We start from the raw sequence: 26,225 nt of genomic DNA, 5'->3' as shown, positions 1-26,225 counted from the left end.
GTTTTTATGACAGATTTGTGACGGTGGCGGTCTGGGGAAGTCCTTGAAACAAAGGACTTTCTGAATTCCGAAAATGCGGTTGGCGTTGATCTTAGTCGGTTCAAGGCTTTGCGGAAAACATTTAGGACGCACACGGATTAAAGGCCGGAACGTGTCCGGCCTTTAAAAAATACATTTTACGGGTCAGGCGTAGGCGTAGACCCGCTCTGGCCGCAGCTTCAGGGCGTCGCCGACGGTAAACTGGTCGGCTTCGGTGCCGTGCGGGTGCTGGGTCTCGAACAGTGCGCTGTCTTCGCCCTTCAGTTCCAGGCGCGGGCTGTGGTCGGCCTTCCGCGCTATTAAAACCAGGATTATCTCAAAAACAGGCTTTTTAACCATTGCGAGCCACTGCGCGCCACCTGCTGCCAGTCGGCGTCTTCTGCATCATCAGTGTCGGGCGTGTAGCCCCAGGGATTGAATAACTTGATGCGGGCGGCTTTGAAGTGTGCAGCGTTGCGCGTGACCAGGACGAGGCCATGCGCCTGCGCCGTGGCGGCCATCAGGGCATCGCGCTCGCTTTTGGATTCGACATAGCCCATGGCAGCGCGCTTTTTTACCACGCCAGCGTCTATGGACAGGATTCGGCCGTCGAAGGCGCTCATCACCTGCTCATCCAGCCAGGCGCGCAGAGGCGCCGCCTGGAGCTTGTCACGTCGCTCGGCTTTCCCAACGCTGTTTTCCAGTTCGAGCAGGGTTAAGGCCGACATATAGAGATTCTGACGAGCGATACCGGCGGCCCAGGTTGCGACGCCGGTATCGCAGCCACCGGTTCGTGCCTTGCGCAGTTCAGTGATAACGGGCGTATCGAGCAGGTACATGGATCAGTCTTCCAGCCCGCCTATGCGGTCCCAGGCGGGCGTTGAATCGGTCGGTTCCAGGTCGGCTGTTTCCGCTGGCAGCATGGCCAGAAGATCGATGATGCTTTCCGTCTGGCCACTGATCTGACGGAAAGCCTCGAAGCTCATCAGCACATGTGAGGGACGTCCGCGATCGGTGATGAAAACCGGTCCCTGTCTAGCGAGCCGCTTGGCCTTACCGACATCCTGATTGAAATCGCGGCTGCTGATTGTGGTCATTATGTTTCCCCGAACACTGTTCCTGACACGATAGGACAGGCGGCTTTCATCTGCAAAGAGAATCCACATTGCTACAAGAAAAATAGCGTAAATGTAGAGATGTTGCTACAGTGTTGTGAAATGGCAACGGTAATTTTTCTAATAAAATAAATGACTTAAAAATATTCTTTTCAATTGACCAACTTCAAAAATCTGTAACCTCTTAAGGCAGCCTACAAGGCCCGAACCATAATCTCGTCACAATAGACAACCGGGGAAACCAAGTGAATATGATCGATCTGGCGCCAGCGGACCTGCTGCAAAGCGCCATCCATGAAATAACCAATATCCTGTCGCCACATGGTGCGGTTGGCGCCGATGGCGTCACCAGCGCGTATGCACCAGGTGATTTTTCCACGCACTTCTTCCTGCAACTGGCCGTTATTATCGTCACCTGCCGGGTTGTCGGCTGGCTGGGCCAGAAGTTCCTCGGCCAGCCCCAGGTGGTCGGCGAAATGATCGCCGGCGTGATCCTGGGGCCATCGCTGTTCGGCCTGTTCCTGCCGGAAATCCAGGGCGCCATCTTCCCGAAGGAGATGAAAAACGTGCTCTATACCGGCGCGCAGTTCGGTGTGGGCCTTTACATGTTCATGGTCGGCACCACCTTCCGTGCCGATCACTTCGCGCAGAAGGGTAAGAGCGCCATGTTCGTCTCTCTGGCGGGCATCACCGCGCCTTTCCTTCTGGCCATCTTGATGACGCCGTGGCTGATGACTGTGCCGGGCCTCTTCGCCGAGGGCATTTCGCGCTTCAACGCCACCCTGTTCATGGGCGCCTGCATCGCGCTTACGGCCTTCCCGATGCTGGCGCGCATCATAAATGAACGTGGTCTCAGCAATTCGTCACTGGGTACCCTGTCCCTGACCGCCGGTGCCTTCGATGATGCTGTTTCCTGGTGTGTGCTTGCGATTGTGCTAGCCACCTTCGGCGCCGGACCGGGGGTAGCGGTCGTGGCGATTGCTGGCGGTATTGGTTTCGCATTGTTAGTGGTGTTCGTCGGCCGCAGACTGCTGGCGCCGCTCGGACGGATGGTCGAAAAGCAAGGCGAGATGAGCCATTCCGTTCTGGCCATCGTCATGATCTGTTTCTTCCTGGCGGCCTTCGTTATGGACGCTGTCGGCATCCATGCCATCTTCGGCGGTTTCATTCTTGGCACCGCTATCCCGCGCGGCAAACTCTGTGCGGAACTGAAGAAGAAGGTCGAGCCCTTCGCGGTGATCGTGCTTCTGCCAATGTTCTTCACCTTCTCCGGGTTGAATACGCGCATGGACATGGTCAATTCGGTTCCCATGCTGCTGGTGGCCGGCGCCATTCTGATCGCGTCGGTACTCGCAAAGTTCGCCGCCTGCTGGGGTGCGGCGCGCCTGAGCGGCGAAGATAACCGCACAGCGCTGGGTATCGGCGCCCTGATGAACTCGCGCGGCCTGATGGAACTGATCATCATCAATATCGGCCTGCAGAAGGGCATTATCGGCCTGCCTCTGTTCGCTATGCTGGTCATGATGGCCATCATCACAACGGTCATGGCTTCGCCGGTATTTGAATGGGTTTACGGCCGTAAGGCGCGTGAAAGCGGCGAACTGGGCGCCGTGCCGGACACGGCGAGCTAACCTGGATTCGCCTGACAAGCGTCTTAACTCCCTAAAAATTCACCTTTGCCCCTGTTTCCCTTTGGAAACAGGGGTTTTTTTGGTTAATGACGATAGTGTGACGCAAAATGGATAGTTGCAAACTCGGATCGCTCTCGCCGATCCCTGGGGGAAAAATGCAGAAGGCATGGAAAACGGCTGCGCTGGTCATAGGGCTGGGAGTGGCGTTTGGGGGCGGGGCAGGGCAAGCCGGTGCCGGTGTGACGTTAATGCCGGAAAAGCCCGGCGCGATAGAATATGATCCGAAAACGGGCTTCCCCGATCACAACGGCGGCTTTTCCGCCATGGTGATCGTGATCCCGCAGTCGCAACTGGCCGAATTCGACAAGACGGATGGCGGCGCGCGCCAGATCAGCCGCGTGGCCCGCGCGGAGCCGGGTGCGCAACTGGCGATCAAGCTGGTCTTTACTGGCCTCAGCGCCGACAGAAGCGGCACGGGCGAGGTGACCTACGATCTGAAGGTGCTGACGCCGGACGGCCAGATCTATGCTGCCAGCGATTACAGTCACCTGGCGGCCGTGCGCGGTCCGGTGGGGGATGGCCGTCGCGTTTTCGATAACCGCACCAAGGTGGTGCTGATGTCGTTCGATCCGCAGGACAAGCCGGGCATTTACACGATCAAGGCCGTGGCGCGCGATGAGGTGGCGCATCTGGAGGTGCCGCTGGCGACGACAATCGAACTTGTGCCCTCGGCTGCAAAAGTGGAAGCGCCAGCCGTGGCGCCGGTGAAAGCCAAAAAAACGCACAGCCGGAAGAGGCGGCGCAGATGATCCTGTTCGTTGCTCAGACCTTCCTGCCGGAAGCCGGTGTTGCGCCTGCCCTGATGACCGGGCTCGTCCATGCCCTGACCCTGCGCGGACACCCGGCCGAGGTCTATTGCCGCGAAAGCCGCCTGGCGGCGGTGAAGGCGTTTGATGCCTCGCGGCGTTATGCCATTCATCGTTTCGGCGGGCCGCGGTTTTGGCGGCGGATGAAGATGGCCGGCGCGATCCGGCGCCGGATCGCACGCGGCGGCGTTACCACCGTGGTGATCGATAGCTGGAAAAGCCTGGAGAGCCTGCCTGCGAAAGCCTTGAAAAGTGTCCGTGTCGTTTGCCTGGCGCATGGTAATGAATATACCGACAAGGCGCAGCATAGGCGCATCCGGTCGGTATTGGCGCGGGCCGATGTGGTTGTGGCCAATTCAGCCTTTACAGCCAGCCTGGCGCGCCCCATGGTGGGGCAGACACCGGTGGATATCGTCCTGCCGGGCGTTACCCCGCCGCAAGGCGCGCATCTGGGCCTGAGGCCGCATGTTTCGGGCGATCGTTTGTTGTGTATTGCCCGCCTTGAACCGCGCAAAGGGATCGATCAGGTGATCGGCGCGTTGGCGGCGCTGAAGCCGCAATATCCACGGCTGACGCTGGATGTGGTTGGTCAGGGCGAGGACGGACAGCGTCTTTCCGAACTGGCGGCGGCGCTGGGCGTTTCCGGGCAGGTGAATTTCCACGGCTATGTATCCGATACGGCAAGAGCGGAACTGATCCGGCAGGCACGGGTGTTCGTGTTGCCGAACCGGCCGGATGCATCCGGCGTGGATGGGTTCGTCCCGGCCTTTATGGAGGTGGCTGCCTGCGGCGTGCCGGTTGTGGCCGGAAGGGCGGGGGGCGTTGCCGATGTGGTCCTGGACGGAGAAACCGGGCTGATTGTTGACGGGGAGGATATTGACAGCTTGACCAATGCCCTGCGACATCTGCTAGATGACGCGGCCTTGCAGCGCCGTCTGGGCAGCGCCGCGCAGAAACGCTTCTGGGCGGAATTCGCCTGGAGCGAAGCGGTGGGCCGGTATGAGGTCATTCTGGGCCTGACAGGAGACAAGACATGAGCGAAACCCTTCCAGATACGGTCAGCCTGATCATCCCGGCGCGGGAAAAGGATCTGGGGGGCTTCAAAGTGCGGCGCGTGCTGCCCTTCGCCAAACACCGCATGGTCGGGCCGTGGATCTTTTTCGACCATATGGGGCCGGCGGATTTCGCGCCGGGCATCGGCATCAATGTGCGGCCGCATCCGCATATCAACCTGGCCACCGTCACCTACCTCTTCGCCGGTAATATATTGCATCGCGATTCGCTAGGCACGCGTTCGGTCATCAAGCCGGGCGATATCAACCTGATGGTGGCCGGTAAGGGGATCACCCATTCCGAGCGCGAGGAAGATGCGGCGCAGGCCAAGACACGCCATCTCGATGGCCTGCAATTGTGGCTGGCCCTGCCGGAAGCCGATGAGGAAATCGACCCGGCCTTTTACCACTATGACGCCGATGAAATTCCAGGCATCACTGAAGACGGCCTGTCCGTGCGTGTCATGATGGGCGAAGCGTTCGGCCTGACCTCGCCGGTGAAGACCTATGCCAAGACCTTCTATGCCGAGTTCCGGCTCAAGGCGGGGAAAAGTGTTGAGGTGCCGCTGACCGCCGAGGAGCGCGCTGTCTATGCCTGCAATGGGGCTATCGAGATCGACGGCCAGCGGCTGGAGCCTTATGAAATGGCGGTTCTGACGCCGGGTGCGGCGGTGCAGATAACGGCGCTGGATGACGCGCATTTTGTGATGATCGGCGGTGAGTCGCTGACCGAGCGTTATATCTACTGGAACTTTGTTTCGTCGCGGCCGGAACGAATCGAACAGGCCAAGGCCGACTGGCAGGCACAGGATGGCATCGCTTTCCCTAAGGTGCCGGGGGATGAGGTGGAGTTTATTCCGCTGCCGGAATAAAGAAAACATTACACGTAAGTAATGTTGCGCCTGACACCTTTACAAAAGATACAAGTTGCGCTTGGTTGATGGTCCTCCGGGGTGTTCCAGCGTCAGTCAGGGTTTCATGAAAAAATACGGTTTGAGTTTGGTCAGCGCACTGGCGCTGATGTCTGTGTGTCTGGCTCCGGCCGCGTTTGCACAGGATATGGCGCCGCCCGCCGTGCCGGTCGAGCAGCCGCAGAATATCCCTTACCCCGGCACCTTGCAGGTCACGGTGGACGCCACCGACCTCGATCACCGGATTTTCCAGGTCAATGAAACCGTGCCAGTCGTCAAAAGCGGCGACATGGTGTTGATGCTGCCGAAATGGCTGCCGGGCCACCATTCGCCGGGCACAGAGCTCAGCCGTGTCGCCGATATCATCATCACCGCCAATGGCCAGCGCATCAACTGGCTGCGCGATACGCTCGATATGAACGCCTTCCACATCACCGTGCCGGAAGGCGCCAAAACGGTAGAGGTGGCCTTCAAGTACCTGGCGCCGGTCACTTCGGCGGCTGGCCGCATCACCATGACGGCCGATATGGTCGATTTGCAGTGGAACTTCGCTTCGATGTATCCAGCCGGTTATTACGCCAAACAGATTCCGGTGCAGGCAACGCTGAAGGTGCCGGCGGGTTTCGGCTACGCCACCGGGCTGGAAACCGACAGCAAGTCCGGCGACACCATCACCTTCAAGACGACCGACTACGACACCCTGATCGACTCGCCGGTCTATGCCGGGCGCTATTTCAAGACCTGGGATCTGACGCCGAAGGGCACCGACGCGCCAGTGCGCCTGAATATCATGGCAGACAGCGCCGACATGCTCAATGCGCCGGATGATGTCATTGCCGTTCACAAGAAGCTCATTGAACAAGCCTATAAGCTTTACGGCGCACACCATTATAATCATTACGATTTCCTCGTGGCGGCCTCTGATACGATTGGCGGCATCGGACTGGAACATCACCGGTCCTCCGAAAACAGTGTGTCGGAAAAGTACCTGACCGACTGGAAGACCGCCTATGTGGGCCGCGACCTGCTGGCGCACGAATATACCCATTCGTGGAACGGCAAGTTCCGCCGCGGCGCCGACCTCTGGACACCGAATTTCCAGGTGCCGATGCGCGACTCGCTGCTCTGGGTCTATGAAGGCCAGACGCAATACTGGGGCAATGTGCTGGCGACCCGTTCCGGCCTCTATACCAAGGATCAGCAGCTTCAGGCCCTGGCCATGATGGCCGCCAATTACGACAACCTGCCGGGCCGCACCTGGCGTCCGCTGATCGACACGACCAATGATCCGATCATCTCGTCGCGGTCTCCGCAGAACTGGACTTCGTTGCAGCGCTCGGAAGACTATTACAGCGAAGGGCAACTGATCTGGCTCGATGCCGACACCCTGATCCGTGAAAAGACCGGCGGCAAGAAGTCGCTCGACAATTTCGCTAACGCCTTCTTTGGCATCAAGAATGGCGACTGGGGTGAAACAACCTACACCTTTGACGACGTGGTCAAGACCCTGAACAGTATCTATGCCTATGACTGGGAGAGCTTCCTGAAGGCGCGCGTCTATGATTACGGCGCCGACGGCAAGGGCACGGCGCCGATGGATGGCATTACCCGCGGCGGTTATAAACTGGTCTATCAGGACACCCCGACCGACTATCAGAAATCGCTGGAAGGTTTGCGGAAATATAGCAACCTGAACTATTCGATCGGTTTCTCGGTCAGCAGCAAGGACAACTCCATCATGTCCGAACTGTGGGACAGCCCGGCTTTCAAGGCGGGCCTGACGCCGGGCATGACCCTTGTGGCGGTGAATGGCAAGGCATTTGACATGGACCTGCTGAAGGCGGCGATCACCTCTGCCAAGACTGGCAGCGATCCGATCGAACTGATCGTGAAGTCGGACGACAATTACAAGACGGTCAAGATCGACTATCACGGCGGCCTGCGCTATCCGGTCCTGCAACGTATCGAGGGCAAGCCGGCCCTGTTGGATGATATTCTGGCGGAGAAGAAGTAAGGGAGCGCGTCCCGAAAAGTGTGCTGCACTTTTCGGATTAAGATGCGCGTCAAGCAAAAGCGAAAGGCGGGCCGCAAAGCCCGCCTTTTTTAATGCAGCCCCAGAAGTGCTGGCCCCTTCACCAGCCAGGCCATATATCCGCCATAGGCCAGCAGGAACAACAGGCCCGCCAGCCGTCCGATGGGTTTACGCCGCAGGATGATCACCGACAGGCAGGTGGCCGCAGCCAGCATCAGCGGCAGATCGACATGCAGGAAATGCGGCGCGACCGGCAAGGGACTGAGGGCGGATGTGATGCCCAGTATGCCCAGTATATTGAAGATATTGCTGCCCAGCACATTACCGAGCGCCATCTCGTTCTGGCGACGGATCGAACTGAGGATGGTGACGGTCAGTTCGGGCAGGGAGGTGCCCACCGCCACCAGAGACAGGCCGATAACCGCGTCTGAAACGCCGAAATCGCGGGCTATGGCGGTGGCCCCGCGCACCAGGCCGTCGGCGCCGGCGATCAGGGCCGCCAGTCCGGCGATCATCCAGATAAGCGCCACCACAGGCGACAGGCTGACTTTCGGCGCGATATCTTCCTCACTTTTGCGGCCTTCCAGCAGATAGACCAGCAGCAGATAGGCCACCAGCGCGCCAGCCATGATCAGGCCGTCGCGTTGTGACAGGACGCCGACCCAGGCCAGCCAGGTCAGGGCGCCGCTGACCACGAGCATGATCAGGGCTTCGCGCCGGACATTGCGGGCGGTGGTGGCAATCGGCCGCAGCAGGGCGCCCACGCCGAGGATCAGCAGGACATTGGCGATGTTCGACCCGACGACATTTCCCACGGCCACATCCGGCGCGCCTTGCTGTACCGATTGCAGGGCGACCAGCAGTTCGGGCATGGAGGTGCCGAAGCCGATAATGGTCAGGCCGATCACCAGCTTGGGCACCTTAAGCGCCTCGGCCAAAGCGACGGCGCCCCGGATCAGGGCTTCGCCGCCGAGGAACAGGCCCAGCAGACCGCCGGCGACCAGAACATAGTTGATATGAGCTGTAATGAACTCCATTCCACCCTCCCGTTCATCGGGATATGTTTACCATGTCTGAAAGGCCGGGATAAGCAAAACCGAAGGCAGTACATACGATTTCGCTGCCAGAGGCAGTCTGTTCATCGTGCAGTCATGTGGCAGGATTTAGCCTCCGGCCAGCTTATCCTGGAGGGTTACATGTCCCGTCTTCGCCTGTTTGCCCTTCTGGGCTGTGTCTCAGTGTTTTCTGCCCTTGTAATCCCCGCGGAGGCGCAAGTCTTGCGCCAGCGCCTGATCGAACGCATCAAGGCAAAATCCGCCGCCACGCCGCCGCCGGATGCCGGAAAGCTGGTGCCGGGGGGCACGCAGCGCAGCGCCAGCTATGGCGCCAGCCCCGATCAGACCATGGAAATCTATCTGCCGCCGCACCCCGATCACGCGCCGATTATTGTCATGGTGCATGGCGGCGGCTGGCGGATTGGCGACAAGAACATGTCCGGTGTGGTGGAAAACAAGGTCAAACACTGGCTGCCGAAGGGCTATGTCTTTGTCAGTATCGATTACCGCATGTTGCCGGAAGCGGGCGTTGAGGTTCAGGCACGGGATGTGGCGTCAGGGGTCGCCTATGTGCAGAAGCACGTCAGCGAATGGGGCGGTGACGGAGGCAAGCTGATCTTGATGGGCCATTCCGCCGGCGAGCACCTGGTGGCGCTGCTGTCGGCCGACCCGTCACGCGTGCGCGCAGCGGGCGGCCACGACTGGTCCGGCACGGTGGTTCTGGACAGCGCCGCCTACGATGTGGCCTCGGTCATGAATCGCAAGCACCCGCAGCTTTATGACGACGCTTTTGGCACGGACCCGGCTTATTGGGCGAGTCTGTCGCCGGCACAGCATATCGCGCCGGATGCTGTGCCGATGATGCTTGTCTGTGCCCTGAAACGCCCGGATGATTCCTGTGGGCAGAGCCGCGACTTCGCTGCCCGCCTGAAAGCTGCCGGCCACGCGGCCCAGGTGGTGCCAGAAAACCTGAAGCATGGCGAGGTCAACAGCGAACTTGGCCTACCAGGCGAATATACGGACAAGGTAGATGGCTTTATGAGCGCGCATCTTGGCAGGTGAAGGGTTAGGCGCTAAACCGAGCTTATGATCCGCCTCTATATCTCCGAACCGACGCCCACCTTTAGCGCGGGGCTGATGCTGCCGCTCAATATTGACCAGGGGCGGTATCTCACCTCCGTGATGCGCAAGGGCACTGGGGACAAGGTCTCGGTGTTTAACGGCCGGGAGGGTGAATGGACGGCGGAAATTGCCGAGGCTGGCAAAAAACAGGTTGTACTCCGGCTGCTGGAACAGACAAGGGAACAACCGCAAGCGCAGGGGCCGGTCCTGGCTGTGGCGCTGATCAAGCGGTCGCCGCTGGAATATATCATCGAGAAGGCCACGGAACTGGGGGCGTCGCGGATTCAACTATTGATGACGAGACGGACGCAGTCGGATCATGTCAAGCTGGAGCGTCTGAAGATCATCGCTCAGGAAGCCGCCGAACAGACGGAGCGGCTGGATGTGCCGGAAATTCTGTCGCCGGTAAAGCTCGAAGCCTTTCTGGCGGCGCCGGACGTGGAGGTGATTGTTTTCGGTGATGAGGATAGTACGCACGAAGGTGACGAGCGCCGCACCATGCCGTTGCTGGAGGTTCTGTCAACATTGACAAGCAAGCGCACGGCCATCCTGATCGGGCCGGAAGGCGGGTTTGATGACCATGAGCGCCAGACCCTGCGCGCCATGGAAAACGTCCATCCGGTCAATCTGGGGCCGCGTATCCTGCGTGCGGATACCGCCGCTATTTCGGCGTTGACGCTTTACCAGGCGGCGCTGGGCGACTGGAAGTAATTTTAACCGTCACCTTGTCAGTGGCAAAAAGGCAGCCCATATAGGCGCGGCTTGCAGATATTGAGAGGGCAGGGCGCGTGGCTGAGACTTCTAAGGCGGAACCTGTCCGCACCATGGCCGATCTGGTCAGCTATTTCGAATCCGGCAACAAGCCGCGCGAGAAATGGCGCATCGGCGCCGAGCACGAAAAATTCGCCTTCCATCTCGATACCCTGCGCCGCCCGGCCTATGAAGGCCCCGATGGCATCGAGGCCATGCTGGTGGGCCTTGAGCGCTTTGGCTGGAAGCCCTATTATGAAAACGGCAATATCATTGCCCTGCTGAAGAACGGCGCCTCGGTGACGCTGGAACCGGGCGGTCAGTTCGAGCTTTCGGGCGCGCCGCTGGAAACCATCCACGATATCTGCAACGAGACCGGCCAGCACCTGGAAGAGGTCAAGACGGTCGCTTCCGAACTGAAGCTGGGCTTTATAGGTCTTGGATTTTCGCCGCTATGGACGCGCGAGGAAACGCCGGTCATGCCCAAGGGGCGCTATAACATCATGCGCGCCTATATGCCCAAGGTAGGCAAGCTGGGCCTCGACATGATGCTGCGCACCTGCACGGTGCAGGCCAATCTGGATTACGGCGACGAAGCTGACATGGTGCTGAAGTTCCGCACCTCGCTGGCCCTACAACCCATCGCCACGGCTCTGTTCGCCAATTCGCCCTTTATCGAAGGCAAGCCGAGCGGTTTCCTGTCTGCCCGCGCCAATGTCTGGACCGACACTGATCCGGACCGCACGGGTATGCTCGACTTCGTCTTCGAGGACGGCTTCGGCTTCGAGCGCTATGCGAAGTACGCGCTTGGTGTGCCGATGTATTTCGTCAAGCGCGAGGGCGCGGCGAACGGCGGCTATATCGATGCCTCCGGCCAGGACTTCAAGGCGTTTCTCAAAGGTGAACTGCCGGTCTTACCGGGGGAACTGCCGACCATGGATGACTGGGCCGATCACCTGACCACCCTGTTCCCGGAAGTGCGCCTCAAGAAATATCTCGAAATGCGCGGCGCCGACGCCGGTCCGTGGGGCCGCCTGTGCGCCCTGCCGGCTCTGTGGGCGGGCCTGCTCTATGATCAGCCGTCGCTGGAGGCGGCCTGGGAACTGGTCAGGGGCTGGAGCAATGACGACCACAACACCCTGCGTGGCATGGCAGCCAGAACCGGCCTCAAGGGTGAAATCGCCGGCCGTCCGGTGAAGAACTGGGCAATGGACGTGCTGGAAATCGCCAAACAGGGCCTGAAGAACCGCAATCGTCTCTCTGGCGGCCTGATCGATGAGACGGGTTATCTGGCCGAACTGTTCGAGATCGCTGAAAGCGGCCTGACCCCGGCGGATCGCCTGCTGGAAAAGTTCAATGGCGTCTGGCAGGGCGATTTCCGTAAGCTGTATGAAGAAGAAGCTTATTAAAGTTAAGCGCTAAAATCGTATACAGTTTCGCATGTGCAGCGATACTTATGCTTGCCAAGGGCTTAATTTGCTGGTCTTGTCGTAAAAAAGGCAACGACCTCGCTGAGCGAAGGATCTGAGCCACCTTCCTTTGCGAGTGACAACAGTATGATTAATATCGTTATTGCGGCCGGGATTCTGGTAACAATCCTGACCGCCATCCCCGTCCTTTTGCAGATGCGCAACCACCCGAAGGGACTGTTCGTCTGCTTTTTCGCCGAGATGTGGGAACGTTTTTCCTACTACGGTATGCGCGCGCTGCTGATCTATTATCTGGTCCGCCATTTCCTGTTCACGGATGAACATGCCAACGCGCAATATGGCTCCTACACAACATTGATCTACCTGCTGCCGCTGCTGGGCGGTCTGATCGCCGATCGCTGGCTGGGCACGCGCAAGGCTATCGTTTTTGGCGCCATACTGCTGGTAGCCGGACACTTCGGCATGGCCTTCGAGGGCAAGGCCAATGTCGATACCCTTACCTATCAGGGGCATACCTATGAATTTGTTGTTGAAGGCAAGGGCCAGGATCGCGCCGTCAGGCTTCAGGTTGGTGATCATCGCTATGACTGGTCGGGCCGGCCGGATGGCGGCTATCATGTCGAAGGGTTGCCCGCCGGTGCGCCGATCCCGGCCGACCTGCCTGCCGGTTCCTTCACCAAGGGCATGAAGGTGGCGACGCCGTGGGCGGAACAAGCCTTCTATCTGTCGGTGTCGCTGATTATCATGGGCGTGGGTTTCATGAAGCCGAATATTTCCTCGATTGTTGGCCAGCTCTATCCGGACAAGGATCCGCGCCGCGATGCCGGTTTCCAGTTCTATTATTACGGCATCAATCTCGGTTCGTTCTGGGCAGCGGCTTACTGTGGCTATCTCGGTGAGAATGTCGGTTGGTGGGCGGGCTTCGGTCTTGCCGGCGTGGGGATGCTGGCCGGCCTGATCATGTTCACGCTTGGCAAATCGTGGCTGCAAGGGAAGGGCGAACCGCCGAAGCCGGAAGTGCTCAAGGAAAAGGTGGCAGGGATTTCCAAGGAAAACCTGATCTATCTGTTTGGCTTTGCCATGGTGCCGGTGATCTTTTTCCTGGTGCAGAAGAACAAGATCGTCGGCACGGCCCTGACGGTCGGCATGGTGGCGATCATCATCTATGTCCTCATCCAGATGTTCACCAAGTACAATGTGCAGGAACGCTTCCGTCTGGGGCTGGCCATGATCCTGTCCGGCGCTTCGGCCATCTTCTTTGCCCTGTTCGAGCAGGCGGGGTCATCGCTGTCGCTGTTTGCCGAACGCAACACCGACCTCAACATCATGAAGGCCCCGATGGTGATCGGCAAGTTCGTGCTGGCCTCACAGGAGCAACTGGCGGCCATGACGGTGCCGGCCGGTTCGATCTGGATCGATATGGGCATGACCGCCTCGCAGACCCAGACCTTCAACGCCGGCTTTATCCTCATTCTGGCGCCGGTCTTCGCGGCGATCTTCACCTTCCTCGGCAACCGCAATATGGATCCCGATCCGGTCAAGAAATTCGCCTTCGGTCTGCTGAATGTTGGTCTGGGCTTTCTGGTGCTGGTCTGGGCGGCACCGCTGGCTGACGCCAACTGGCGCCTGCCGGCCTTCTTCCTGTTGCTGACCTATTTCTTCCACACCATTGGTGAACTGAGCCTGTCGCCGGTGGGGCTGTCACAGCAGACCAAGCTGTCGCCTCCGACCATTGTGGCCACCATGATGGCCATCTGGTTCCTGGGGGCATCGCTTGGCCAGTATGTCGCCGCCATCATCTCGACCTTTGCCTCGACTGAGACGGTCGGCGGCAAGGTGCTGGATAACAAGTCGGCCCTGATGTCATCGCTGGATACCTTCCAGTTCATTGGCTGGCTCGGCGTCGGTATCGGTGTGGTCTTCTTCCTGCTGAGTTTCGTGCTGAAGAAGTGGTCTTATGGCGCCAACGACACCACCAAGGCGGTGGATGAGGGGACGACGGAGGTTATCTAAACTTATGGGGTTTGGGGCCCGCGGCCCCATAATCCTTACCTTATTTCAAAGAAAAACCCGGTCTTTTGGACCGGGTTTTTCTTTGAAAAGAGAGAAGACTTGGGGCCACGGGCCCAAACCCCATATGATCAGAAATCCTTCTTTAGCCGCAGTTCCAGAATCGGCGGAATCTTTGTTGTCGTATGCTGGGTAAAGGCTATCGGCGACAGGCCGCGCAGGCCCTCATAGACCGTGCGATCCTGGGTAAAGCGCAGATTCAGCGGGTTCTTCAGCATAGCTTTGAAGGTCAGCTTGCCTGGAGTCTTGTACTGGAACCACACCTGCGTCCACGGATCGAAGAAGGCATCGGTCAGTTCGTTGGCCAGATAATTACGATCTTTCCCGGCGCTTTCCAGATCGATCCCCCAGCTTGTGCCGGATTTCGGAAATTCCTGGCTGAAGCTGGCCGAATAGATATGTGGCTCCATGCCCGAAATGCGGCGATCCTTGCCAGTGATCGGGTCTTTTACCTTTGACTGGCGATAAAGCCAGTCGAGGCTGAGCGTGCCGTGCGGAATGTGGAAGCGGTCAAGTGGCGTGTCCAGCTTCAGGTGAACAAAGTCTCCCTGCGCGGCGCCGATATTGCCGCTGGCCGTATAGATGTCACCGTGATCGACCACGGCGATGAAATCCGCCGTGTCCTGGTAATTATAGTGCTCCAGAGCGACGCTGATGGCGCCCTTGTCCCAGAACGATTGCTCCAGAATAAGGGTGTTCATCCAGTCCTTCTGCGGCACCAGATCGCTGTTGCCAAGCGTGACGTGGTTGGTCTGGAGCTGGACTGAGGAGGCAAAGCCATTGAAGCTTAACTGGTCGACCTGGCGGATCGTTTTCCAGCTCAGCTTGGTCTTGTCGCTGAACGCATAAACCGCCTGGAAACGCGGTTTGTAATAGGTGAAGGAATCGGACCGATCGGCCGCGGGCACGGCGATGGTTGAGGCTTCCACCTTCAGTTCGCCCTCAAAACTGAGCTTCGAGGTCGCCTTCCAGTTGGCCGAGACGAAGGACTCAGTGCGGTCTTCCTGCACGCGGACATGATCGGTCGGGACGTTGGGACTGGTGGCGTTCATGACGAAGGACGAGTCGCGGTCCAGGCTGTTGAATACGCTCTCCGTGCCGACGGCCAGGGTCAGGCGGTCGTTCTTTTCCCAGCTCAGGCGGCCGTTGAGAATGCGCTCGTTTGTCAGGCTGAGGGCGCGGTAATCGGCAGTGCCGGTCTGGTCGTTATAGATATCTATGTCATGGATGCGTTCATGTCGGCTGAGTACATTGAGGTTCAGGTTCAGACCGTGGCCGAGTGCGCGCTCATACTGGCTGCCCAGTTCGCTCGGTATGTCCTTTTCCATGAAGCTTTCATAAGCCGTATCGCCTTCGTCATTATACTTCAGGGTCTGGCGATAGATGGAAGGATTGTAGGTGCCGTTGAAGGTGATCTTCCCGCCCCATAGCGGGCGAGAATGCGATGCCTGCGATTCGATGCCTTGGCCGCCAGCGTGCTGGTAGATATCGAGGATGCGATTCTCGGTGCTGTCGGTCGTCACGCGCCGGCCGTTCTGAGCGCCATTATCAAAGAAATTGAAAATATCCGCTGTGATATCCGTGCTTTTTCCGTTGCGGTTATCATTATAGGTGAAGAGAAGGACGCCGGCATTGGTTCGGCCGTCCAGATTGCGGTAGATGCCAAGAACCGAAAAGTTCGGCTTGGCGTCGGTCTTGCGCACCACATTGACGATCTGGCGATGGCCGTGCATGTCGATGCCCGGCGCGCCGCCAGTGATCAGTTCGAGGTGGTCGACCTGGGCGGAATTGATGTTGGAAAGGGTATTGCCGAGATCGGCCTTGGTGGTCGGGCGCTGGCCATCGATCAGCACATTGCCGGCCGTGCCAGAAAAGCCGCGGGCGCTTTCGCCGCCATCGAAGACAAAGCCCGGCACATGCAGCACCATGTCAAAGGCAGTCGAAACCTGGAATTCGAGGAAATAAGCCGGCTGAAAGGTCTGGACCGGCCCGGCGGCACTGACCGTTATGGGCGCGGACGGCGCCTCGGCGGCCTGAGCGACAGTGCCGGTTGTGAGCGCCAGTAGAATAGCGGCGAGGGCGGTGGTGGTATGCAGGCGCATGAATTGTCTTCCCCGGTGGGACGCCGAATGGGCGCGGCGTCCGTTGGGGCATGGCATACCTGCGGGCAGGTTTGTGACAAGTTAAATGGCCGTAACAATTTCAATCGCAACGAATTACGGGCGCGGAGCCTGTGTGATATAAACTATAATAATATCAATAATTTAATTCAAATTCCGATTGCGACTTCTCTGCCATTTTGCCGCCCTATTGTGACAGAGATTTAATGTAAAACGAAGCCTCCGTAGGTGCTGACGCGCCACGTTCGGAGATTTACGGGCTTAGCTGGTGCCACCCACGGTCAGGCCACGGATGCGCAAGGACGGCTGGCCGATTCCGACCGGCAGGCTCTGGCCGGCCTTGCCGCAGGTGCCGACGCCGGGGTCGAACTTGAAGTCGTCGCCGATCATGTCGACCTGGGACATGGCGGCGGGACCGTCACCGATCAGGGTGGCGCCCTTGACCGGCGCGCCGACCTTGCCGTCCTCGATCAGATAGGCCTCGGTGCACTGGAAGACGAACTTGCCGTTGGTGATATCGACCTGGCCGCCGCCGAAATTAACGGCATAGAGGCCCTTCTTCGTGTTGGCGATCATGTCGTCCAGTTTGTCACTGCCTCCGCGCATGAAGGTATTGGTCATGCGAGGCAGGGGCTGATGGGCATAGGACTGGCGCCGGCCATTGCCGGTCGCCTTCGCGTCCATCTGGCGGGCGGAGAGGCGGTCGTGCATGTAGCCGACCAGGGTGCCGTCCTCGATCAATGTCGTGCAGGAAGTCGCCGTGCCTTCGTCGTCAATATTGAGCGAGCCACGCGCGTCGGGCACGGTGCCGTCATCGACGATGGTGACGCCTTTAGCGGCGACCTGCTTGCCCATCTTGCCGGAAAAGGCCGAGGTGCCCTTGCGGTTGAAATCGCCTTCGAGACCGTGGCCAACCGCCTCGTGCAGCAGCACGCCCGGCCAGCCTGGGCCGAGCACGATATCCATTTCACCCGCCGGCGCGGCGATAGCATCAATATTGACGAGCGCCTGGCGAATGGCCTCGTCGACCTGGGCCTGCCACTTTTCCGGCGCGGTGATATCGAACCACGAAATACGCCCGCCGCCGCCCGAAGAGGCGGTTTCACGGCGGCCGTTGCGCTCGACTGACACACTGACATTGAGGCGGACGAGGGGGCGATAATCGTGATAGAGTTCGCCGCCGGCGCGCAGGATGGTGATGGCGCGCTTGTCGCAGGCCAGCGAGGCTGACACCTGCACGACGCCTGAGTGCGCTTGGCGGGCATAGGCGTCCATGGCCTGCAGCAGGGCAATCTTGTCGGCGAAGGCCATTTCGCCCAAGGGATCGTGGGCCTGGTAATAGGACTGGTTGGAGCGCACCGGATTGCTGGTAAGGCTGACATCGATCGGCTTGCCGGTCTTGGCCAGGACAGCGGCTTCGGCGGCGCGATGGATGGCCTCCAGCGACAGTTCGGCGCTGTTGGCGAAGCCGATTGTCTCGCCGGCTACGACACGCAAGCCAAAACCCTGGTCGGCGCCATAGGCCGATGCCTTCAGGCGGCCGTCATCGAACATCAGGGATTCGGATTCGCGCTTTTCGATAAAGATTTCGCCATCATCGGCGCCCTTGAGTGCCTCTTCCAGCACGCTATGGGCGCCGGCGAGATCAAAATCGCCCCAGTCCTGTCCATAAGTAGAGTTGGAAGCGTCAAGAGTGTCGGCCATGGGTAATCTTCATGAAAAAGGAAACTTATGACCTATTTAGGGAGGGGGCGGGGGATTGGCCATGCTTAAATTAGCGAATCTGTAAAAAGACCTGCGAACAATTGTCATTCCACTGGTGCTGGATGCGACAAAAGACCGCACTGTCTCCGCGGTTATGGCTCTTTCGGGCTGAAAAAAGGCAAATCCCTTTTTTGCCCTTTGCAATTCGGCGTGAAGGCATTATGGAACCCAGTTGGATAGACCGGTCTACAGGTCTGAAAGCGCGTCAGATTCGTCCAGAATAGGGTCGCGTATAAGTTTCAGGGATAGGCAGCTACGAATGCGTTGGCATCGGGCCGCCGTGAAAATGAGGGTTTTGCGAATGGGCAGTAAAAGGCTTTTCGGCAAAGGGCTTTCCGGATCGGGGCTGTTTAAGGCTGCCTCCGGTGCGGTCGTCACGCTGGCTTTATCGGCGTCCATGTCGGTCTCGGCCTTTGCCGAGGACGTGCTGGGACAACCGACGGACAAGGCCATGGGCTGGCAGCCGGCGGGTTCGGCGCTGAAGCGTCAGACGGAATGGTTCTATAACGACCTTTTGTTCCCTATCATCGTTGCCATCTGTCTGCTGGTTGCCGGTCTGCTGCTGTGGATCATGGTCCGCTACAACAAGAAGGCTAACCCGGTCCCGGCCAAGTTTTCGCACAATACCCTGATCGAGATCATCTGGACGGTCATCCCCGTGCTGATTCTCGTCGTCATCGCCATTTTCTCGCTCAGTCTGCTGCGCGACTATAACAATATGCCCAAGCCCGATGTTGTGGTGAAGGCGACCGGAAACCAGTGGTTCTGGACTTATGACTATCCTGAACTGGGCGTGACCGATATCGAATCGCGCCTGCGCGAAGACGCGAAGGACATCAAGACGGCCAAGGCCGCCGGCATCCCCTATCTGCTGGAAGTTGACAATGTGCTGGTTGTCCCGGTCAACAAGGTCATCCACGTCCAGACGACTGGCGCCGATGTCATCCACTCGTTCACCGTTCCGGCCTTCGGCTTCAAGATCGACGCCATTCCCGGCCGCCTGAACAACACCTGGTTCAAGGCCGAGAAGATCGGCACCTATTACGGCCAGTGCTCCGAGCTTTGCGGTAAGGACCATGCCTATATGCCGATCGAGGTGAAGGTGGTCAGCGATGCCGACTTCGACGCCTTCATCATCAAGAACGGCGGCAAGACCCGCGCCATGATCGCTTCGGAAGCCGCGGCCTCTGCCGCCGCCGCTGAAGAAGCCGCCGCTTCCGCAGCTACGGCCGCCAGTGCTTCTGCCGAGGCCGCTGCCTCCGCAGCGCCGGCTTCTGCTGCCGCTACGCCCGCTAACGCCTCAGCCTCTGCCGCGCCCGCTTCCGGTGCGGCCGCCGCGCACTAAGTTCAGTTCAGAGAGATATCCATCATGTCTTCAACTGCCATCACTCATGAACGCGATACCCACGCGGACAGCCACGCGCATGACGCGCACGAACACAAGCCGGGCTTCTTCGCCCGCTGGGTCTTCACGACCAACCACAAGGACATCGGCACCCTTTATCTGATCTTCGCCATCATGGCCGGTCTGGTCGGCGGCGCCTTTTCGGGCCTGATCCGCTGGGAACTGGCCGAACCGGGCCTCCAGGTCTTCATGAAGGGCTCGATGCTCGATTCCATGGGTCTGTTCAACCTGTCCAACCCCGATCACGCCAAGCACGCCTTCAACTCGGTGGTCACGGCCCACGCCGTCATCATGATCTTCTTCATGGTCATGCCGGCCACCATGGGCGGTTTTGCCAACTGGTTCGTGCCCATCATGATCGGTTCGCCCGACATGGCCTTCCCGCGCCTGAACAACATCTCGTTCTGGCTGCTGGTGGCTTCGTGGGTGCTGCTCTGCACCTCGATTTTCACGCCGTCAGGGCCTGGGGGGGAGCACGGCTTTGCCGGCGGCTGGACCATGTATCCGCCGATGTCGAGCCATACCGGTTCGCCCGGACCAGCCATGGATCTCGTCATCCTGTCGTTCCACCTGGCCGGCGCCTCGTCGATCCTCGGTTCGATCAACTTCATCACCACCATCTTCAACATGCGCGCGCCGGGCATGACCCTGCACCGGATGCCGCTGTTCGCCTGGGCCATCCTGGTCACGGCTTTCCTGCTGCTGCTGTCTCTGCCCGTCCTGGCCGGCGCCATCACCATGCTGCTGACCGACCGTAACTTCGGCACCTCGTTCTTCGATCCGACCGGTGGCGGCGATCCGATCATGTTCCAGCACCTGTTCTGGTTCTTCGGTCACCCGGAAGTCTACATCCTCATCCTGCCGGGCTTCGGCATCATCTCGCACATTGTCTCGACCTTCTCGCGCAAGCCGGTCTTCGGCTACCTCGCCATGGCTTACGCCATGATGGCCATTGGCTTCGTCGGCTTCATCGTGTGGGCGCACCACATGTATACGGTCGGCATGTCGTTCGACCTGCGCGCCTATTTCGTTCTGGCCACCATGGTCATCGCAGTGCCCACCGGCGTGAAGGTGTTCTCGTGGATCGCCACCATGTGGGGCGGCTCGCTGTGGTTCACCGTGCCGATGCAGTGGGCCATCGGCTTTATCTTCCTGTTCACGGTCGGTGGCGTCACCGGCGTCGTCCTCTCGAACGCTGCGGTCGATTACAGCCTGCAGGACACCTATTACGTTGTCGCGCACTTCCACTATGTGCTGTCGCTCGGCGCCGTCTTCTCGATCTTTGCCGGCTTCTACTACTGGTTCGAGAAGATGTTCGGCGTGAAGTACAACAAATGGCTGGGATCGGCACACTTCTGGATCATGTTCGTCGGCGTCAACCTGATCTTCTTCCCGCAGCACTTCCTGGGTCTGCAAGGGATGCCGCGCCGCTATGTCGATTATCCCGAAGGTTTCGCCTACTGGAACAAGATCTCCTCGATCGGTTACGCCATCACGGCCGTCGGCGTCGTGGTCTTCCTGATCATGTGCCTGGAAGCGGCCATTGTCCGCCGCAAGGGTGAGGCCAATCCGTGGGGCGAAGGCGCCACCACCCTGGAATGGACCCTGTCGTCGCCGCCGCCTTATCACCAGTTCTCCGAACTGCCGGTAATAAAAGAAGACGAAGACGCACATCACTAGCCCTACTGTGACGGGCTGCAAATGACCGTCTTTCTGTGATACGATGCTCACGTACTGGAGTACGCTCCACTTCGTTTCTCGAAAGCCAATCATTTTCGCCACGTCACAGCGGGCTAGACCGCAAATATGAAAAATCGGGGGGTGAAGTCCGAACGGTCTTCGCCCCCTTTGTTCTTGAAGGCCCGTAGCTTGAGTTCTGAAACGAAAACCAAGGCGAAAAAGTCGCAATCCGCCCTGACCCGCGAGGAGATGGAAGCGAACCTGCGCGACGCCTATGCCTCCAAGGCCATGCGCGGATCGCCGCGTGACTATTTCCAGCTTCTGAAGCCGCGCGTCATGTCGCTGGTCGTCTTCACCGGCTTTACCGGCCTGATCATTTCCCAGTCCTGGGCCAACATCCACATGAACCCGCTGCTGGCGGCGGTCGCGGTCTTCTGTATCGCCATCGGCGCGGGGGCGGCTGGCGCGCTCAACATGGCCATCGAAGGCGAGACCGACGCCCTAATGCGCCGCACCCGGATGCGCCCGGTGGCTGCGGGGCGGGTGACCAAAAGTGATGCCTATGCCTTTGGCGGTGTGCTGGCCTTCCTGTCGGTGGCCCTCATGTGGCTGGCCTTTCCGGATGGCCTGGCCGCCAGCCTTCTGGCCCTGACCATCGCCTATTATGTTGTTTTCTACACGCTGATCCTGAAGCGCCGCACCCCGCAGAATATCGTTATCGGCGGGGCGGCCGGCGCCTTTCCGCCGGTGATCGGCTGGGCGGCGGCTACCGGCCATGCGCCGATCGAGGCGTGGATATTGTTCGCCATCATCTTCCTGTGGACCCCGCCGCATAGCTGGGCGCTGGCCCTCTATACCACCGAAGACTACGCCAATGCCGGCATTCCCATGATGCCGGTGGCCAAAGGGGCCAAATCGACCCGGTTGCAGATTCTGCTCTATTCGCTGGTGATGGCGCCGGTCGCCTGCCTGCCGATCGCCTTCCATATGGGCGGACTGGTCTATGCGGTTGTTTCCATCCTCGGCGGTGCCTTTTTCATCTATCTGGCCGTGCGCGTCTTTTTGTCGCGTGCCGGCGACCATCCGGAAGGTGGTGAGGCCAGCCTTTACGATGTTAAGAAGGAAGCCCTGGCTGCGCGTAACCTCTTTGCCTTTTCCATCCTTTATCTGACGGCACTGTTCGCCACCCTGCTGGTCGAACACGTCATTACCGGACTGATGTCATGACCGAGCACCCTGAAAACCCGCCAGAAAACGTATTGGCGGAAGGCAAGGCCGCCTATGTGAAGGCGCAGAAGAAGCGCAACCTCTATATCGGGCTGGCCCTTGCCGGGTTCGTCGTGCTGGTCTTCTTCATTTCGATGGCGCGCATGTCGCAGGGCATCCGGCATGATGCTGAAAATGCCGCCACGGCGCGCGCCTCTGTTTCGGGAAGCCATTAGACATGGCGCTCAGCCGGAACAGCAAGGTGGTGTTATCGCTGGTGGGGGCGCTTGTCGTCATGTGCGCGCTCACGGCCGCCGCCGTGCCGGCCTATCGCGCCTTTTGCAACGCCACGGGTTTTGCCGGCACGGCCCGCAAGGCCAATGCCACCCTGGCGGCGATCCAGACACCGGGCAAAAAAATTGTCCGCGTGCGCTTCGATACCAATACCAACGGCGTGCCCTGGAGTTTCAAAGCGGAGAAGCCTTATTTTGATACTCGTGTCGGGAAATCGGCCATGGTGTGGTTCGATGTGAAGAATAATGCCGACCATCCGGTGACGGCGCGCGCCACCTATAATGTGCTGCCGGATACGATGGGGGCCTACTTCATGAAGACGCAGTGTTTCTGCTTCAATGATGTCACGCTTCAGCCCGGTGAGTCGCAGCGCTTTCCGGTCGTCTATTTCCTTGATCCGAAGCTGATGGAAAACAGCGACACCAATACCGTGCCGGATGTGACCCTGTCCTATACGTTTTTTGAATCGAAAGTACCCGCAAGCGTCTCAAAAACCGCATCGTAGCGCTCAGGCGCCGCGGGGCTCGCCGCAAAGGCGGCGGGCCTTGCCCTTGCCAAGTTTCGACGTAAAGGACGTCAAAACTTGGAAAAGCGACGGAATCTTGGTGCGCTTTGCATTGTGTTTAAAGATAATTTGGCATAATCAGAATCTCAGGTTATGCCTGACATATAAAATCAGCCGCCCTCCAGGAAGCGGTACTAAAAGGTGAGTTGAACGAAAATGGCCCATCACGGCGTTAAACACGACTACCATATCATTGACCCCAGCCCGTGGCCCCTGATGGGTTCGGCATCGGCGGTCGTCTGGGCATTCGGCATGGTGGCCGGTATGCGCGGCCTGTTCGGCGTCGCCAAGGGCGAATGGTGGCTGATGCTGGTCGGCCTGGCGCTGATTCTGCTCACCATGGTCTTCTGGTGGCGCGATGTCATAAAGGAATCGAAGGCGGGCGATCATACCCCGGTCGTGCAGCTTGGCCTGCGCTACGGCATGATCATGTTCATTGCCTCTGAAGTCATGTTCTTCGTCTCCTTCTTCTGGATATTCTTTGAAATGGCCCTGTTCCACGGCCATCGCGCCGGCGACATGTCGGCCATCGAGGAAGTGAAGACTGCCTGGTCGACCTGGCCGCCGGCAGGCGTCGAAACGCTCGATCCCTGGCATCTGCCGCTGGTCAATACCCTGCTGCTGCTGACCTCCGGCACCGCGGTCACCTGGGCGCACCACGCGCTCCAGCAAAATGACCGCAAGGGCGCCATCCAGGGCCTACTGCTGACGGTTATCCTCGGCGCTCTGTTCACCTGCGTCCAGGGCTTTGAATATATGGAAGTCGCCAAGGAGCACAACTTCCACTTCTTCCTGTTCAAGGATGCGGCCGATGCCACCGGCGCCGCCAACCTCTATGGTTCGGCCTTCTTCATGGCCACGGGTTTCCACGGCTTCCACGTCCTGATCGGCACTATCTTCCTGATCGTCTGTCTGCTGCGCGCCATTGCCGGTGACTTCACCCCGAAGAAGCACTTTGGTTTTGAAGCTGCCGCCTGGTACTGGCATTTCGTTGACGTGGTCTGGCTCTTCCTCTTTGCCTTCGTCTACGTCATCTTCGGTGGTCCGCACTAATCGGACGGCTGAATTTGATTTTGCTTTACGGGCGTCGGCTACAGAGCCGGCGCCCTCACTATTTAAACGGCGCCTCATGACCCTGCGTGAATATCTGAAAGCCGTGCCGCCCGGACTGGCCATTACCGCCGGGATTGCCTTTGTCATCCTCAATGGGCTGGGCATCTGGCAGCTTGAGCGCCTGAAATGGAAGGAAGGGCTGATTGCCGATATGGCCCGCACGGAGGCTGCCGCGCCCCTGCCGGCAGAAACCTTGCTGGCGCAGGCGAAGCCCGACTGGCGGTCGGCGGCATTGGCAGCCTGCAAGATCGACCTGGGCCACGCAATCTACATGCATTCGGAAGTCGATGGTGTGCCGGGGTATCGGGTTCTGACGGCTTGTCCGCTGGAAGAGAAGGCCATGTTGGTCGATGTCGGATTTGCTAGGGAAAAATTACCCCCTGCGGCACTGGTGATTACGCCGGTCGGTCGTCTGAGAGCTTTTGAAAAGTCCGGCCCGTTTACCCTGGTCAATCGCGTCGCCGAAAATGACTGGTACTGGCGCTCGGCGACCGAAATGGGACCGCGGCTAAATGCCAGTCTGCGAGACGATTATTTCCTGGTCCTTGACCTCAAGGCCAGTCACGCCGATATAGCGGGCCTGTCGCAGGGACCGCTGACCGCGCCCCTGCCTAACCGCCATATGGAATATGCCCTGACCTGGTTTGGCCTCGGCTGGGCTCTGTTGGGCGTTTTCGGCAGTGTAATTTACCAGCGTGCCAGAAAGAACAAAACCGTTTGACCATCCTCGCCTCGCAAAAGCTCTATACCTTTGATAACGGGCTGCGCCTGCTGGTCGATCCTATGCCAGGGCTGAAGACGTTTGCTCTAAGTGCCCTGATCTATGGCGGGGCGCGGTTCGAGACTGAGGCGCAATCAGGCTGGGCGCACCTGCTGGAGCATATGGTTTTCAAGGGCGCTGCTGGCCGCACGGCCCGCGACCTCGCCGAAGCCATCGAGCATAAGGGCGGCACCATCAATGCCTCCACCGGCTATGAGCATACGCGCTTCGAGGTGCGCGGCCTCAACAGCCTGATGCCGCTGGCGCTGGAGATCATTACCGACCTGATGTTTCGCCCGGCGATAGACGCGGAAGAACTGGCACGCGAGAAGAAGGTGGTCGAACAGGAGATTCTCGAAGCCTATGACACGCCGGACGACCATGTGTTCGACCTGTTGCAATCGGCCATGTTTGCCGGACAATCGCTCGGTCGCCCGATCCTGGGCACGAAACAGAGCTTAAAACCGGTGACACCTGATGCCTTGCGTGAGTTTGCCGAGACGCTTTACGCGCCACACCAGATCGTCGTTTGCGTGTCCGGCGGTGTGGTGCCGGAAGAGGTTTATGCGGCGCTGAAGCCGCGTGTCGAGTCCGTTCCGGCCCATGCGGGTTTCGGCAAGCCGGCAGCCATGCGCTTCACCACGGAACGCCACGTCCAGAAGCGCAGGATCGAACAGGCCAATTTGACCATCGGCTTTGAAGGTGTCAGCCGGCTGAGCCAGGATATTATTCCCTTGCGCCTGTTCAGCGAGATCCTGGGGGGTGGTATGGCCTCGCGCCTGTTCCAGGAGGCGCGCGAGGCGAGGGGGCTGGCCTACAGCATCGACTCCTTCACCACGCCATACCGTGATGGCGGCATTTTCGGCATCTATGCCGGTTGCGCGGCCGCGGATGTGGCGCCGCTTATCGAACTGATTCAAAAGGTTTTGAGCGAGCTTTCATCCAATCCTTTGCAGGCGGAACTGGAACGGGCGAAGGCGCAGTTCATGACCTCGCTGTTCCTGAATCACGAAGGTGCGGCCTCGCGCTGCGGCACCTTCGCCAGCCAGTTGTCGACCTTCGGCAAGGTCTTTACACTCGATGAGGTGGCTGCCGATATCGAAGGTGTCGGCCGCGATGATCTGGTACGCGTCGGTTCGGCCATAAGCAGGCAAAAGACGTGCGCCAGCGCGCTTTTGGGGCCCAAAACCATGAGCGATGTGTCGGCCTTGCTGGCGGCGTAATTTTTATGCAGTTGCGGGTGCATTCCGGCGCAAATCACGTCAT

Annotated in this window: 23 protein-coding genes; 17 read left to right on the top strand and 6 right to left on the bottom strand. The window is 59.3% G+C overall.

Annotated elements, in window-relative coordinates; genetic code table 11:
* Nucleotides 1-183: 183 nt before the first annotated feature.
* From BLO49_RS18115 to BLO49_RS02765, 3 genes are read right to left on the bottom strand one after another with little or no spacing between them, the layout of a single operon-like run.
* A complete protein-coding gene (locus BLO49_RS18115; protein ID WP_181444850.1) occupies nucleotides 184-378 on the bottom strand; it encodes a hypothetical protein in 195 nt (64 codons plus the stop codon).
* The gene (locus BLO49_RS02770; protein WP_090643890.1) at nucleotides 351-857 is read right to left on the bottom strand and encodes a type II toxin-antitoxin system VapC family toxin; all 507 of its coding nucleotides are present in this window, start codon (nucleotides 855-857) and stop codon (nucleotides 351-353) included. Before BLO49_RS02770 ends, BLO49_RS18115 begins: the two co-directional genes overlap by 28 nt.
* Before the next feature lie 3 nt (nucleotides 858-860).
* Nucleotides 861-1,115, bottom strand: coding sequence for a type II toxin-antitoxin system Phd/YefM family antitoxin (locus BLO49_RS02765; protein WP_090643888.1), 255 nt, complete (start codon nucleotides 1,113-1,115; stop codon nucleotides 861-863).
* A 269-nt stretch (nucleotides 1,116-1,384) separates the two neighbouring features.
* Between BLO49_RS02765 and BLO49_RS02760 the strand changes: the two genes are divergently transcribed.
* The 5 genes from BLO49_RS02760 (at nucleotide 1,385) to BLO49_RS02740 (ending at nucleotide 7,607) form a co-directional block, all read left to right on the top strand.
* Nucleotides 1,385-2,764 carry a cation:proton antiporter gene (locus BLO49_RS02760; protein WP_090643886.1) on the top strand — a complete coding sequence of 460 codons (1,380 nt, stop codon included), beginning with the start codon at nucleotides 1,385-1,387 and terminating at the stop codon, nucleotides 2,762-2,764.
* Between the two features lie 155 nt (nucleotides 2,765-2,919).
* Entirely contained in the window at nucleotides 2,920-3,573 is a 654-nt protein-coding gene (locus BLO49_RS02755; protein ID WP_139159606.1) for a hypothetical protein, read from the top strand.
* Complete coding sequence (locus tag BLO49_RS02750; RefSeq protein WP_090643881.1) at nucleotides 3,570-4,667, top strand: glycosyltransferase family 4 protein; 1,098 nt, start codon at nucleotides 3,570-3,572, stop codon at nucleotides 4,665-4,667. The genes BLO49_RS02755 and BLO49_RS02750 overlap by 4 nt, the downstream gene beginning before the upstream one ends.
* The gene (locus tag BLO49_RS02745; RefSeq protein WP_090643878.1) at nucleotides 4,664-5,554 is read left to right on the top strand and encodes a pirin family protein; all 891 of its coding nucleotides are present in this window, start codon (nucleotides 4,664-4,666) and stop codon (nucleotides 5,552-5,554) included. The genes BLO49_RS02750 and BLO49_RS02745 overlap by 4 nt, the downstream gene beginning before the upstream one ends.
* Before the next feature lie 106 nt (nucleotides 5,555-5,660).
* Nucleotides 5,661-7,607 carry a M61 family metallopeptidase gene (locus BLO49_RS02740; RefSeq protein ID WP_090643876.1) on the top strand — a complete coding sequence of 649 codons (1,947 nt, stop codon included), beginning with the start codon at nucleotides 5,661-5,663 and terminating at the stop codon, nucleotides 7,605-7,607.
* An 89-nt stretch (nucleotides 7,608-7,696) separates the two neighbouring features.
* On the opposite strand, the gene BLO49_RS02735 is transcribed toward BLO49_RS02740, so the two are convergent.
* The gene (locus tag BLO49_RS02735; protein ID WP_090643872.1) at nucleotides 7,697-8,662 is read right to left on the bottom strand and encodes a calcium/sodium antiporter; all 966 of its coding nucleotides are present in this window, start codon (nucleotides 8,660-8,662) and stop codon (nucleotides 7,697-7,699) included.
* Nucleotides 8,663-8,821: 159 nt separating this feature from the next.
* Between BLO49_RS02735 and BLO49_RS02730 the strand changes: the two genes are divergently transcribed.
* The 4 genes from BLO49_RS02730 (at nucleotide 8,822) to BLO49_RS02715 (ending at nucleotide 13,995) form a co-directional block, all read left to right on the top strand.
* Nucleotides 8,822-9,742: an alpha/beta hydrolase gene (locus BLO49_RS02730; RefSeq protein WP_090646020.1), complete on the top strand. Its 921-nt coding sequence runs from the start codon at nucleotides 8,822-8,824 to the stop codon at nucleotides 9,740-9,742.
* Nucleotides 9,743-9,766: 24 nt separating this feature from the next.
* Nucleotides 9,767-10,513 carry a 16S rRNA (uracil(1498)-N(3))-methyltransferase gene (locus BLO49_RS02725; protein ID WP_090643870.1) on the top strand — a complete coding sequence of 249 codons (747 nt, stop codon included), beginning with the start codon at nucleotides 9,767-9,769 and terminating at the stop codon, nucleotides 10,511-10,513.
* Nucleotides 10,514-10,626: 113 nt separating this feature from the next.
* Nucleotides 10,627-11,961, top strand: coding sequence for a glutamate--cysteine ligase (locus BLO49_RS02720; RefSeq protein ID WP_090643867.1), 1,335 nt, complete (start codon nucleotides 10,627-10,629; stop codon nucleotides 11,959-11,961).
* Between the two features lie 147 nt (nucleotides 11,962-12,108).
* Nucleotides 12,109-13,995 (top strand): peptide MFS transporter, encoded by a 1,887-nt coding sequence (locus BLO49_RS02715; protein WP_090643865.1) that lies wholly within the window; start codon nucleotides 12,109-12,111, stop codon nucleotides 13,993-13,995.
* A gap of 128 nt (nucleotides 13,996-14,123) precedes the next feature.
* Here the strand turns inward: BLO49_RS02715 and BLO49_RS02710 are convergent, their stop codons facing one another.
* Together BLO49_RS02710 and tldD are read right to left on the bottom strand one after the other, a co-directional pair.
* Nucleotides 14,124-16,154 (bottom strand): TonB-dependent receptor, encoded by a 2,031-nt coding sequence (locus BLO49_RS02710; RefSeq protein WP_090643862.1) that lies wholly within the window; start codon nucleotides 16,152-16,154, stop codon nucleotides 14,124-14,126.
* Nucleotides 16,155-16,433: 279 nt separating this feature from the next.
* Nucleotides 16,434-17,876: a metalloprotease TldD gene (tldD, locus tag BLO49_RS02705; RefSeq protein ID WP_090643860.1), complete on the bottom strand. Its 1,443-nt coding sequence runs from the start codon at nucleotides 17,874-17,876 to the stop codon at nucleotides 16,434-16,436.
* Nucleotides 17,877-18,333: 457 nt separating this feature from the next.
* On the opposite strand from tldD, the gene coxB reads away from it, so the two are divergent.
* The 8 genes from coxB to BLO49_RS02665 all read left to right on the top strand — a co-directional run bounded on the left by coxB (nucleotide 18,334) and on the right by BLO49_RS02665 (nucleotide 26,182).
* Complete coding sequence (gene coxB / locus BLO49_RS02700) at nucleotides 18,334-19,281, top strand: cytochrome c oxidase subunit II (RefSeq protein WP_090646018.1); 948 nt, start codon at nucleotides 18,334-18,336, stop codon at nucleotides 19,279-19,281.
* A gap of 24 nt (nucleotides 19,282-19,305) precedes the next feature.
* On the top strand, nucleotides 19,306-21,021 hold the full coding sequence (gene ctaD, locus BLO49_RS02695) for a cytochrome c oxidase subunit I (protein ID WP_090643858.1): 1,716 nt from the start codon (nucleotides 19,306-19,308) through the stop codon (nucleotides 21,019-21,021).
* Nucleotides 21,022-21,270: 249 nt separating this feature from the next.
* Nucleotides 21,271-22,248, top strand: coding sequence for a heme o synthase (locus BLO49_RS02690; RefSeq protein ID WP_090646016.1), 978 nt, complete (start codon nucleotides 21,271-21,273; stop codon nucleotides 22,246-22,248).
* Complete coding sequence (locus tag BLO49_RS02685; protein WP_090643855.1) at nucleotides 22,245-22,463, top strand: hypothetical protein; 219 nt, start codon at nucleotides 22,245-22,247, stop codon at nucleotides 22,461-22,463. The genes BLO49_RS02690 and BLO49_RS02685 overlap by 4 nt, the downstream gene beginning before the upstream one ends.
* Before the next feature lie 2 nt (nucleotides 22,464-22,465).
* Nucleotides 22,466-23,026, top strand: coding sequence for a cytochrome c oxidase assembly protein (locus BLO49_RS02680; RefSeq protein WP_090643853.1), 561 nt, complete (start codon nucleotides 22,466-22,468; stop codon nucleotides 23,024-23,026).
* A gap of 216 nt (nucleotides 23,027-23,242) precedes the next feature.
* Complete coding sequence (locus BLO49_RS02675) at nucleotides 23,243-24,139, top strand: cytochrome c oxidase subunit 3 (protein ID WP_090643850.1); 897 nt, start codon at nucleotides 23,243-23,245, stop codon at nucleotides 24,137-24,139.
* A 76-nt stretch (nucleotides 24,140-24,215) separates the two neighbouring features.
* On the top strand, nucleotides 24,216-24,920 hold the full coding sequence (locus tag BLO49_RS02670; RefSeq protein WP_090643848.1) for an SURF1 family protein: 705 nt from the start codon (nucleotides 24,216-24,218) through the stop codon (nucleotides 24,918-24,920).
* The gene (locus BLO49_RS02665) at nucleotides 24,917-26,182 is read left to right on the top strand and encodes a M16 family metallopeptidase (protein ID WP_090643845.1); all 1,266 of its coding nucleotides are present in this window, start codon (nucleotides 24,917-24,919) and stop codon (nucleotides 26,180-26,182) included. Before BLO49_RS02670 ends, BLO49_RS02665 begins: the two co-directional genes overlap by 4 nt.
* The last annotated feature ends 43 nt before the right edge of the window (nucleotides 26,183-26,225 follow it).

It is taken from the genome of Asticcacaulis taihuensis (genome assembly GCF_900100255.1).
Taxonomy (GTDB): Bacteria; Pseudomonadota; Alphaproteobacteria; order Caulobacterales; family Caulobacteraceae; genus Asticcacaulis; species Asticcacaulis taihuensis.
The sequence above is the reverse complement of the archived record's forward strand: the minus strand, read 5'-3'. Positions and strand labels throughout refer to the sequence as shown.

What these genes read in the sequence shown, in the direction of transcription:
- BLO49_RS18115 (WP_181444850.1), bottom strand. Translation starts at nt 378, where the DNA reads ATGGTTAAAAAGCCTGTTTTTGAGATAATCCTGGTTTTAATAGCGCGG.
- BLO49_RS02770 (WP_090643890.1), bottom strand. Translation starts at nt 857, where the DNA reads ATGTACCTGCTCGATACGCCCGTTATCACTGAACTGCGCAAGGCACGA.
- BLO49_RS02765 (WP_090643888.1), bottom strand. Translation starts at nt 1,115, where the DNA reads ATGACCACAATCAGCAGCCGCGATTTCAATCAGGATGTCGGTAAGGCC.
- BLO49_RS02760 (WP_090643886.1), top strand. Translation starts at nt 1,385, where the DNA reads ATGATCGATCTGGCGCCAGCGGACCTGCTGCAAAGCGCCATCCATGAA.
- BLO49_RS02755 (WP_139159606.1), top strand. Translation starts at nt 2,920, where the DNA reads ATGCAGAAGGCATGGAAAACGGCTGCGCTGGTCATAGGGCTGGGAGTG.
- BLO49_RS02750 (WP_090643881.1), top strand. Translation starts at nt 3,570, where the DNA reads ATGATCCTGTTCGTTGCTCAGACCTTCCTGCCGGAAGCCGGTGTTGCG.
- BLO49_RS02745 (WP_090643878.1), top strand. Translation starts at nt 4,664, where the DNA reads ATGAGCGAAACCCTTCCAGATACGGTCAGCCTGATCATCCCGGCGCGG.
- BLO49_RS02740 (WP_090643876.1), top strand. Translation starts at nt 5,661, where the DNA reads ATGAAAAAATACGGTTTGAGTTTGGTCAGCGCACTGGCGCTGATGTCT.
- BLO49_RS02735 (WP_090643872.1), bottom strand. Translation starts at nt 8,662, where the DNA reads ATGGAGTTCATTACAGCTCATATCAACTATGTTCTGGTCGCCGGCGGT.
- BLO49_RS02730 (WP_090646020.1), top strand. Translation starts at nt 8,822, where the DNA reads ATGTCCCGTCTTCGCCTGTTTGCCCTTCTGGGCTGTGTCTCAGTGTTT.
- BLO49_RS02725 (WP_090643870.1), top strand. Translation starts at nt 9,767, where the DNA reads ATGATCCGCCTCTATATCTCCGAACCGACGCCCACCTTTAGCGCGGGG.
- BLO49_RS02720 (WP_090643867.1), top strand. Translation starts at nt 10,627, where the DNA reads ATGGCCGATCTGGTCAGCTATTTCGAATCCGGCAACAAGCCGCGCGAG.
- BLO49_RS02715 (WP_090643865.1), top strand. Translation starts at nt 12,109, where the DNA reads ATGATTAATATCGTTATTGCGGCCGGGATTCTGGTAACAATCCTGACC.
- BLO49_RS02710 (WP_090643862.1), bottom strand. Translation starts at nt 16,154, where the DNA reads ATGCGCCTGCATACCACCACCGCCCTCGCCGCTATTCTACTGGCGCTC.
- tldD (WP_090643860.1), bottom strand. Translation starts at nt 17,876, where the DNA reads ATGGCCGACACTCTTGACGCTTCCAACTCTACTTATGGACAGGACTGG.
- coxB (WP_090646018.1), top strand. Translation starts at nt 18,334, where the DNA reads ATGTCGGTCTCGGCCTTTGCCGAGGACGTGCTGGGACAACCGACGGAC.
- ctaD (WP_090643858.1), top strand. Translation starts at nt 19,306, where the DNA reads ATGTCTTCAACTGCCATCACTCATGAACGCGATACCCACGCGGACAGC.
- BLO49_RS02690 (WP_090646016.1), top strand. Translation starts at nt 21,271, where the DNA reads ATGGAAGCGAACCTGCGCGACGCCTATGCCTCCAAGGCCATGCGCGGA.
- BLO49_RS02685 (WP_090643855.1), top strand. Translation starts at nt 22,245, where the DNA reads ATGACCGAGCACCCTGAAAACCCGCCAGAAAACGTATTGGCGGAAGGC.
- BLO49_RS02680 (WP_090643853.1), top strand. Translation starts at nt 22,466, where the DNA reads ATGGCGCTCAGCCGGAACAGCAAGGTGGTGTTATCGCTGGTGGGGGCG.
- BLO49_RS02675 (WP_090643850.1), top strand. Translation starts at nt 23,243, where the DNA reads ATGGCCCATCACGGCGTTAAACACGACTACCATATCATTGACCCCAGC.
- BLO49_RS02670 (WP_090643848.1), top strand. Translation starts at nt 24,216, where the DNA reads ATGACCCTGCGTGAATATCTGAAAGCCGTGCCGCCCGGACTGGCCATT.